This window comes from Desulfobacula sp. (assembly GCF_021107415.1).
Genome location: NZ_JAIOSW010000430.1, coordinates 1 through 9,950, shown reverse-complemented (window position 1 = coordinate 9,950; position 9,950 = coordinate 1). Strand labels below are relative to the sequence as shown.

At 39.1% G+C, this 9,950-nt stretch carries 7 protein-coding genes; 4 read left to right on the top strand and 3 right to left on the bottom strand.

Features of this window, described 5'->3' with window-relative positions; genetic code table 11:
• Window positions 1-475: 475 nt before the first annotated feature.
• The 3 genes from K8S13_RS21575 (at window position 476) to K8S13_RS21565 (ending at window position 5,426) form a co-directional block, all read left to right on the top strand.
• Window positions 476-3,220 carry a PAS domain S-box protein gene (locus tag K8S13_RS21575; RefSeq protein WP_291465786.1) on the top strand — a complete coding sequence of 915 codons (2,745 nt, stop codon included), beginning with the start codon at window positions 476-478 and terminating at the stop codon, window positions 3,218-3,220.
• Between the two features lie 136 nt (window positions 3,221-3,356).
• A complete protein-coding gene (locus K8S13_RS21570; protein ID WP_367172806.1) occupies window positions 3,357-3,584 on the top strand; it encodes a response regulator in 228 nt (75 codons plus the stop codon).
• Window positions 3,585-3,665: 81 nt separating this feature from the next.
• Entirely contained in the window at window positions 3,666-5,426 is a 1,761-nt protein-coding gene (locus K8S13_RS21565; protein WP_291465785.1) for a cache domain-containing protein, read from the top strand.
• Window positions 5,427-6,028: 602 nt separating this feature from the next.
• On the opposite strand, the gene panP is transcribed toward K8S13_RS21565, so the two are convergent.
• Both panP and K8S13_RS21555 read right to left on the bottom strand, forming a co-directional pair.
• On the bottom strand, window positions 6,029-7,648 hold the full coding sequence (gene panP, locus K8S13_RS21560; protein ID WP_291465784.1) for a pyridoxal-dependent aspartate 1-decarboxylase PanP: 1,620 nt from the start codon (window positions 7,646-7,648) through the stop codon (window positions 6,029-6,031).
• Between the two features lie 101 nt (window positions 7,649-7,749).
• Window positions 7,750-9,093 carry an aminotransferase class III-fold pyridoxal phosphate-dependent enzyme gene (locus tag K8S13_RS21555; protein ID WP_291465783.1) on the bottom strand — a complete coding sequence of 448 codons (1,344 nt, stop codon included), beginning with the start codon at window positions 9,091-9,093 and terminating at the stop codon, window positions 7,750-7,752.
• A gap of 317 nt (window positions 9,094-9,410) precedes the next feature.
• Here K8S13_RS21555 and K8S13_RS21550 point away from each other — a divergent pair, with 317 nt between their 5' ends.
• Window positions 9,411-9,698, top strand: coding sequence for a hypothetical protein (locus tag K8S13_RS21550; RefSeq protein WP_291465782.1), 288 nt, complete (start codon window positions 9,411-9,413; stop codon window positions 9,696-9,698).
• A gap of 94 nt (window positions 9,699-9,792) precedes the next feature.
• On the opposite strand, the gene K8S13_RS21545 is transcribed toward K8S13_RS21550, so the two are convergent.
• On the bottom strand, window positions 9,793-9,942 hold the full coding sequence (locus K8S13_RS21545) for a 2-oxoacid:acceptor oxidoreductase family protein (protein ID WP_291465787.1): 150 nt from the start codon (window positions 9,940-9,942) through the stop codon (window positions 9,793-9,795).
• Window positions 9,943-9,950 lie beyond the last annotated feature (8 nt).

Below are 9,950 nucleotides of genomic sequence, written 5' to 3'. Positions count from 1 at the left end.
ATCGTTCGTTAAAATACAGATTTTAGAATATTGATTTGGCTTTAACCCGGCCGAGGCATGGGTTGCAACTCATCCGATTGAACCTCTGACAGCTTCTAACCTGAAGGTCACACGTAAATTCCATTGCACTAACCGGCAAAAACTCGCTATCGCTCAAACACTTTGCCGGTCTTAACGCTCCACTGCATTAAGAATCTGTACACAAGCCCAATCAACGATTCCCTGCAACCATACCCCGACCTCCTGAATAAAATCCAAATCCAAAATCCCTATCTGTAATTTTGCCCATAATCATAGGAATAGGAAATCAAAAATTTATTTACTTTGCACCACAATATACTGTACGGTAATTATTATTGAAATTTACCGGAATATTAAAATTATTCTGGTGATTTTATGGTTTGGGGGGTGTGCAGACTATGGCCAGTCTTCTGGTCAGAAGATACGTTCATTTCAACAATAAAAAAGATTTCATATGGCTGAAAAATCGATGTATACGAAATTAGAAACAGCAGCCAATGAACGAGTAAGTTCAAAGAAACAACTGAAACTTCTCTTATCAGCTGTAGAACAAAGCAGTGAAGGTATAGCTGTTGTTGACCTGGATGGCAATATAGAATACTTAAATAATGCTTTTAGTGAGATGCACGGATATTCTGCTGAAGAACTTATCGGTAAAAATCTATCCATTTTTCATACTCCTGAACAGATGCAATCCGTAAAAGCAGCCAACATGGAAATAAAACAAACAGGTAATTTCAAAGGTGAAATCTGGCATGTGAAACGTGATGGTATTGTTTTTCCAACTTTGATGCACAATTCACTTATTTTGGATGATGGGGGTAAACCAATCGGCATCATGGGGACCCTACGTGATATTACAGACATTAAACAAACAGCGGAGGCACTTCAAAAAGAAAGAGACAATGCGCAAAAATACCTCGATATTGCAGGTGTAATCATTGTTGTCATTAATACTGATCAAACAGTGGCATTGATAAATAAAAAAGGATGCCAATTGCTTGGTTTTGAACAATCTGAAATCATAGGTAAAAATTGGTTCGACCAATTTATTCCAAAAAAAGACAGAGAAAAAACTATAGCCACTTTTATTGATCTGGTCGCAGAAAACTGTGAGCCAATCGATTGTTTTGAAAACTATATACTGACAAAAAATGGCGAGGAAAGATTGATAGCCTGGCAAAATTCCTTATTGAAAGATAACGAAGGTAAAATAATTGCAACATTGAGCTCAGGCGAAGACATCACAGATCGAATGAAAGCCGAACGGGCTCTTAAAAAAAGCGAGGGAAAATACCGCTTGCTAATCGAAAACCAGACAGATTTAGTAGTCAAAGTTGACATTAATGGAAAATTTCAATTCGTAAGTACATCTTATTGTGAAATGTTTGGAAAGACGGAAGAAGAGTTGATCGGCAAAAACTTTATGCCTCTGGTCCATAAGGATGATCGAAAGAGTACAGCAAAAGCGATGGAATCCCTCTATCAGCCACCATATAGCGTTTACATACAACAACGAGCCATGACAAAGGATGGATGGAAATGGCTTGCCTGGATGGACTCAGCTGTATTGGATGAAAAAAAGAATATTATTGCTATCATTGGTGTAGGAAGGGACATCACTGATCGCAAGCGAATGGAGGAGACGCTACGGGAAAGTGAGAAAAAATATAGACACCTTTTCAAAAATGCTCCGGCAGGAATTTACGAGATTGATTTTGAAAGAGTCAAATTCGTTAACGTGAATGACATAATGTGCAAATATACTGGCTACTCAGAAGAAGAACTTTTATCCATGAATCCCCTGGATCTTTTAACGGAAGACAGTAAAAAATTATATATTGGAAGATTTGAAAAACTTTCTGTAGGAGAAAAATTGCCCGGTAATGTTGAATACAACCTTATTAAAAAAGATGGTCAAAAAGTAAATATCATTATAAACAGTGATTTTATTTATAAAAATGGAAAATTAAAAGGAGCACAGGTTGTCGCCCATGATATTACTTACCGCAAGAAAACAGAAGAAGAAAAAATAAAGGCCCAGAAAATTGCAGGCGAACATGAAAAACTCGCATTGGTCGGGCAGATAGCGGGAAAAATGGCCCATGATTTTAATAACGTTTTGGGTGTTATTATGGGTAATGCCCAGCTTTCACTTCTGAGTAGCAAGGAAGCAAAAACAAGAAAGTCACTGGAGTTAATTTTTAAACAAACAATACGAGGAAAAAATTTAACTAGAAACTTAGTTGCCTTTGCCAGGGACCAGGAGCCAAAACAGGAATTTTTCAAGATTAACGAAAAAATGGACTTGGTTCTAAGTCTGTTAAGAAAAGACCTGGAAGGAATTGAACTGAAAAAAGAAGATAAAACAGGAATACCGGACCTGCTTGCTGATCCTGGAATGATCGAACATGCTCTGGTAAATCTTATACAAAATTCAATCCATGCTGTTAGTATGGTTGAAAATCCCAAAATAATTATTCGTACGTATTGCATAGGCGAAAATATCTGTTTTGAGGTTGAGGATAACGGATGTGGAATTCCCAAAAAACATCTGGAAAACATTTATAAACCATCTTTTACCTTAAAAGGAACTAAGGATGTGACAGGTTCATATAAAACCGGTATTAAGGGAACTGGTTATGGAATGGCTAATGTAAAAAAATATATCGAACAACATAGGGGCAATATTTCTATTGAGTCAGAACTTGGATCGGGCACAAAATTCACCATCAATCTGCCGGTTATTAAAAAAGAATTGACTACCGAAGAAAAAATTCAAATCCGAGAGGAAATAGCATATTTTGAAAAATATATTCTTCTTGTTGAGGATGAAACAGCCATTTCAGATGTGCAATACAAAGTATTGACACAAGATCCCTGTAACCATCAGGTGGATATTGCTCCTAATGGACAAGTTGCAATGGATTTATTAGGTAGGAATGAATATGATTTAATAAGTTTGGATTATATACTTCCGGGAGACATCAACGGGATGGATGTATATAATCATATCAGAAAAACTAACAAAATCATTCCAATCTTGTTTGTTTCCGGCAATATAGAATTTTTAGAATCTATAAAAGAGTTGAAACTAACAGATGCCAACATTGATCATCTGTCAAAGCCCTGTCAGAATAAAGATTATATAAACGGTATAAATAAGTTGCTGGAAATAACATTGGCCGCACAGGAATAATGGCTACAGTCCTTGTTTTTACAGCCTTCCAAAAATTGCAGAATAGCAGGGGGTATTCTTTTCATTTTTAATTAAAATCTGACTCCATATCTTGTGGTGGGATGGGATTAAAGCCTGAATACTCAGATTACAATATATGGCAATGCCTAATATGCCAGGAAATAAACTTGCTGTTGAATTGACCAAAATACGCCCTGACATTCCAATACTGCTTTGCACCGGGTTCAGTGAAACTATGTCTGAAGAAGAAGCCGCATCTATTGGAATTAAGGGTTTTCTATTCAAACCGATTGTAATGAAGGATCTTGCCCAAAAAATACGCGAAGTACTGGATACAACAAATGGTGGGGGTATCTTTGGATAATCATCCTATCTATAATCTCAAAGGTTCACATATGTTTAAAATATTTTGTCCTGCATTTAAAAATTTCTCTGGGTTAGAATTATGTTAACCAAAAATAATAGAGGTTTTTTTATAGTATCTGTCTTCATCGTGCTTTCTGATATCATTTTTATTTTTCTCAATTATGAAGCATCCCTTAAAACCCTGTACAAAGATATAGAGGATTGGTCCCAACAGGCAAAAAATATTTTTGAAATTACTCTTGACGCAAAAGCAACCTCTATGCAGCAGCTTGCAACTTTTATTGCGAATGATCCAAGGGTCGCAACATTGTTTGACGAAGGAAAAGGCGTTGTAGCATCGGAAGGTGGCGGACCTGGAAAAGAAAAAACAGCAATAATCAGGAAAAGGCTGTTTGAGTTAGTGAATCCAAGTTGGGAACATATGACAAGTATGTATGATGCACGTCAACTTCATTTCCACTTGGGTCCTGGTTCAACCTCATTTTTAAGAGTTCACCGGCCTGATAAATTTGGTGATAATATGGACGATGTAAGACATACAATTGTGGATGCTAATGTAAAACTCAAACCGACAAAAGGGTTTGAGACAGGAAGAGTTTATTCAGGTATCAGAGGGGTAGTGCCTGTCTTTGTTAAAAATGGTTTGACTGGTGACAAAAAGCATGTTGGCGCATTGGAAACCGGCACCTCTTTTACGGTTTTGTTAAATACCCTCCAGAGTAGCGTTGAATGTGAATTTGGAGTTTTGCTGACAAAAAATCATGTGGAAAGGAATATGTGGGTAGACTTTATAAAAAATCATTTTTCTCCCGATTTACATGTGGATAATTTTTTTATAGAAGCCGCCACACATGATGATATCAAAAAGATTTTATCAATTCCGGAAGTTTTTCCTCTTCTCAATTCTGAAGGCTTCGTTTTTGTTAAATGGGATACTCCACTACAAGTTTGCACTTTTCCTTTGCGAGATTATATAGGTACAATCAACAAAAATTTACCCCAAAGTGGACTTGTTGTTGTTTGGAGGGATGCTTCAAAACGTTGGGAAGCTTTTAATAAAAATTTCTTATATAATATTATTTATGCTGTTTTAGCTCTCCTGATAGTGGAATGTATATTATTTATAACATGGAAATATTCAAGAAAAAGGCTACAGTTCATAATCCAAGAAAAAACCAAAGAACTAAGTGAAAGCAAACAGAGGTTAGAAGCATTAATAGAGCACCTCCCTACTGGAGTTTTAATAGTAAATGCACTTTCCAAGAAAATAATAAGTGTCAATCCACAAGCATCAAAAATGATAGATGGTATATCCGAGCGTATTGTTGGCCGTAAATACACTGAGTTAATATTAGAAATTGAGCCTACAGTTGATGTTAAAAATAACAGCCAAATATCACAAGACCCTTTAGATTGTATGTTATTATCATTTAATAATGAAGAAATGCCGATACTTAAAACAACAATTAAAACAGTAATTAATGAACAGGAAGTGTTGATTATATGTTTATCAGATTTGACTAAACAAAAAGAAGCTGAGAATGAACATATACGGCGAGAAAAATTACAGGGAGTCCTTGAAATGACAGGAGCAGTGTGCCACGAGATTAACCAACCCCTGATGGCTCTCTCTGGATATTCAGAGCTTTTATTAAATGACATACCTGAAAACAAACAGCAATATAAAAATATCAAAGCAATTTTCGACCAATGTCAACGAATAGGAACTATTACTAAAAAGCTTATGAAAATCACACAATACAAAACAAAAAATTATCTTAAAGGGAAAATTATTGATATTGATGCCGCTTCGGATGAAAATAATACTGATATTCACTAATCCCCATATTGCATATACAGCAATTTAAGCAGACTGTTCTGATAAATTGTCAACAATAATAGCCTTACTCTATTTTACACATCAAATTTGAATTTTATTCCTTAAAAAATATTTTTAAACAAGGAAAATTGATCCCCGTCCACGGGCGAGCCTTTTGTCTATAACAGCTTAGGATGAGGCCCTATTTGTCACCGTTCACTGGCATTTTAAAGGCTCAGTCCAGACAAAACTTAGCTACCCCCACATATTGTATATGAAGTTTTTTTATGTAAAAATTTCCGATTCAAATATATGGACCTGAGGCAACAAAATATGCATTTTTTCATATTCCAGTAAATAAAATATAATAACTTGATCTTAAAGGGTTCTCGGCAGAGGCAGGGGTGAGAGGCGATGCTTTGGACGGGTTTAACCTGAAGGTCACACGTAAATCGCTGCGGAGGCACGACGCCGGGAGCAGCGATTTCACCTCTTTATCGGACATGGATGTCCGATAAAGTTTAGGCCCAAAGTATTGCCTCTTACCCCTCGGGATAGCTACAGTTTTTAAATACACTTGCGATCATCCTGGCTATATAGATGGCAGACCTGTCTCAGGGGTTTTAAAGATTATGGAAAATGGATTCCTGCTCATCAAGGATTTCATCAAGAATATCAACATTGGTCATTGGATTCATAATAACGGATCTTAACACAACGCTGTTGTGATGGTCATCCGGAGAAATTTTCAGACGGGTTCGTGACACAAAGCTTTTTCCGGCTTCCCTTTGAATTCTTTGGATTTTAACATTGATGTCATCCAGGATGGCATTAAGTCTTTGCCGCTCTTCTTTGCCGGCGGCTTCCAGTTTTTTTTGCATGTCCACGGGGACAACCCTGTAAGTCAAAATATTCAACTGGGGTCTGGTAACCAGTTGAAACAGGCTTCTTCTTTCGATCATTTTTGCAAATTGTCCGGCTGTTTCAATCCCATGTTCAATCATCAAAGCATATCCTTTTGACCCCATTATTTTAAGGACGCTGTCAAGGATCAGGGAATTGGCTTCTCTTGACCCTTCAAGGGTTTTTATCCCCAGGTCAACACTGCCGGGTCTGTTGACATATCTTGAATGGTATACAATCTGGTCCAGGGCTTTGGGATCTTTAAAATAAACCATGCCCGAGGTCATGGGCATGTAAAATTGTTTGTGACAGTCAATGGTGACAGAGTCCGCTCTTTCAATACCCTTTAAAAGATGGCTATACTTTTCAGATAACAGCACAGGCCCTCCCCAGGCGGCATCCACATGGAAATGAATGCCCTGGGTTTTACAAATATCTGCAAGTTTTGGTAAGGGATCAACAATTCCTGTCTCAGTGGCACCTGCAATGCCGACGATGGCCATGATCTTTGTTTTTTTGTCTGTCTGAAGTTCTTTGATTATGTTTTCAAGTTTTATCAAGTCAATACTTCTGTTTGAGTCGACATCTATGGGGAGTATGTTTTGATTCCCTAAACCCAGGATACCCCCTGCTTTTCTTAAGGAAAAATGACCTCTTTTTGAGACAAGGACCACGGTTCTCTCAAGATTGTGCGCTTTCATAGCTTCAAAAACGCCATTTTTTTCTATGCTTTCAAAATTTTCCTTTGGAGGGAATAGTTTGTTTCTGGCCACCCACAGAGCAGTGAGGTTTGCTGTGGTACCGCCGGTTGTAAAAACGCCCAGGGATGTTTCTGTATTCTGGACATGCTCAAGATAAAAGTGTTCATCAAAGTTGAAAATCATCCTATGCATTTTGGCAAGGACCTGTTTTTCCAGTAAGGATAAGACCTTTGAGGTTTCAAGTTTGATTACATTCTGGTTTAAAGCGGCAGTGATGGCTTTTAAGTGCACCATGAAAAAAGGGATGGCAGACGTCATGTGACCGATAAAATAAGGGGAAGCGACATTGACAGCTCTAGGTGCAATTTCATCGATGATATCTTTGATCACATCGGCCAGTTTTTTTTGCGGATTTTTATTGATCTTTGTATCTGTGTAGTCTTCAGCCAGTTTAATCAGGCTGATTTCTTCGGTCACTCCGACATGCTTGTTCAAAAAATCATGAAGGCCAAACAGAATTTGTTCCATATATTTGACAAGGGTTTTTCTGCAGCTTTCATCTTCGGGTCTGATAAATACTCTGTGAAGGGTATCCCAGTCAGCAACAAGAGAAGGCGGCCTGTTTTTTATTTTTGTCACGGTTTATTTTTTTAACCCGGTTTTTTTAATTTTTTTGTATAATTATACATAAATCTGTAATAGTCAATTATCATCCTTACATCATGATGGAATTTGTTATATTATGTTGCAATGCTGGCGACTTCATTCAGGGTTGCATCCAGTTTTTTCACCATTTCATCCACATGGTCGTGTGTGAATATCAGTGGCGGAAAAAGCGAAAGGATGTCGCCTGCTGTGCCATCTGCAACGCCTCCGCCAGGATAGGTCACCAGTCCATTTTTCAGGGCAATACTGCCGATCAATTTAGATATTCCCGCCTGGTGCGGAAACGGCGTTCGCATGCTTCTGTCCCGGACAAATTCAATGCCGGCAAGCAGGCCTAAACCACGGATGTCGCCCACCATGGCATGTTTTTTAAGCGTTTCCAGGCGCTGGAACATGTACTCGCCAATAATAGCGGCATTTTGGACAAGACTTTCCTCTTCCAGGATGTCCAGAGCTGCTGAAGCAGCCGATGTTGAGATCGGGTTGGCCGCAAAAGTGAAAATATGATCCAAGGGCATTTGTTTGGATTCGAAAAACATTCTGATTGAGCGGCTGACACCGATAGCACCCAGGGGAGCATACCCGCTGCTGATACCCTTGGCCATAACTACCAGGTCCGGAGCCACGTTCCAGTGTTCCAAGGCAAATGGTTTTCCTGTTCGACCAAAACCTGTCAGCACCTCATCAGCAATCAGAAGTACTTCATGCCGGTTGCAAATGTCGCGGATTATCGGCCAGTAGTCCGGAGGTGGAACCAGCGCTCCGCCAGCCGCTCCCACAATCGGTTCTGCAATAAATCCCATGACCTTTTTTGCTCCAACTTCAAGGATTGTTTTTTCCAGAGCGTGCGCGCAGGCCAAATCGCAGCCGGGGTAAGTGTCATCAAAGGGACAACGGTAGCAGTATGCCGGAGGTATATGGGGCCAGTCTAAAAGCAGTGGCAGGAATTTTTTACGTCGGCCCACATAGCCGGTGGCAGAAAGCGCTCCCAAGGTGGCACCATGATAACTGGTCTGGCGGGCGATAAGAATATGTTTGTCGGGCATGTCACGGTCAAAAAAATACTGTCGGCAGATCTTGATGGCTGCCTCCACTGCCTCTGAACCGCCCGATGTAAAATGGATAGAGGTGATGTCAGAGGGCATGAGCCTGGCAATTCTTTTAGCCAGCCGGGATGCAGGCACGTTACCAAAAATATTGGATGCCACATAGGGCAATTCCAGAGCTTGGGCTGCCATGGCAGTTACAATTTTTTTGCGACCGTAACCAGCAGCCACCACACCAATGCCAGCGGCAGCATCCAGGTATTGTTTGCCCTGATCATCATAGAGATAAACTCCCTTGCCACGGACAAGGACAGGGTAATTACGGGAAGGATCAAGAGAGAACAGAGTCGATGGATTTGCCTGTTTCATCATTGGCAGCAGTCTCCTTTTTAGAAAGATTTTTTTACAATATATCTGCCGTCTTATACTAAATATTTTTATCAAATGCCAGTATGATCAACCAGTAATTATTTTCTCAGCGCATTGGCGCTCATTACAGGGATACAGGTGTTTTCAAAGCCAAAGTTAAACAAAGCTCTTGCAAACTCGATTAAAGTGTGTAAATTTTCTTAAAAAAATATAACCTGAAGGTCACACGTAACCTGAAGGTCACACGTAACCTGAAGGTCACACGTAACCTGAAGGTCACACGTAACCTGAAGGTCACACGTAAAAGGAGAAATAAGAAAATGGAGCTTCATCAAAATGATATTCTGACAAAGGTTTCAAGATATAATCTGATCAGAAACGGGAGAATGATTTATATTGATGTGCATGAAAAAATTCAGGGAAACCTGGCAGGAAATTTTATTGCGGTACCGAATCTGGTTAATATTGTGGCAAAACCGGAACATCAGGGGGCAGGTGAAGATGGGCAAAAAGCACTGGAAGACTGCTTAAAGAAAATTAAAGGCCTGAACCTGGAAGATCTTTTTCCAGCAGCCAGTCCCTTAACACCGACTTCAAAAGACAATTAAATATAACAAAGCCTGTTGCAATAATACTGCACAGGCTTTGTTATGTTTTGCGTTTTATCCTAATTTTAACCCTATCTTACTCCTGGGGGAGGCACTAATATTTTTCTTTTTCACCCATTGCCATGCCCAGATCCAGGGCTTTTTTATTCATTTCCATAAAATCTTCAGGAATGGTGGTTTCAAGAACTTTCAGAATGGATTCAGGCTTGATTAACCCGGATACACCAATCAGGGCTCCCAGCATACAGATAT

Excerpts from the sequence above, each read along its gene's own strand:
- K8S13_RS21575 (WP_291465786.1), top strand. The coding sequence starts at position 476 with ATGGCTGAAAAATCGATGTATACGAAATTAGAAACAGCAGCCAATGAA.
- K8S13_RS21570 (WP_367172806.1), top strand. The coding sequence starts at position 3,357 with ATGGCAATGCCTAATATGCCAGGAAATAAACTTGCTGTTGAATTGACC.
- K8S13_RS21565 (WP_291465785.1), top strand. The coding sequence starts at position 3,666 with ATGTTAACCAAAAATAATAGAGGTTTTTTTATAGTATCTGTCTTCATC.
- K8S13_RS21555 (WP_291465783.1), bottom strand. The coding sequence starts at position 9,093 with ATGATGAAACAGGCAAATCCATCGACTCTGTTCTCTCTTGATCCTTCC.
- K8S13_RS21550 (WP_291465782.1), top strand. The coding sequence starts at position 9,411 with ATGGAGCTTCATCAAAATGATATTCTGACAAAGGTTTCAAGATATAAT.
- K8S13_RS21545 (WP_291465787.1), bottom strand. The coding sequence starts at position 9,942 with ATGCTGGGAGCCCTGATTGGTGTATCCGGGTTAATCAAGCCTGAATCC.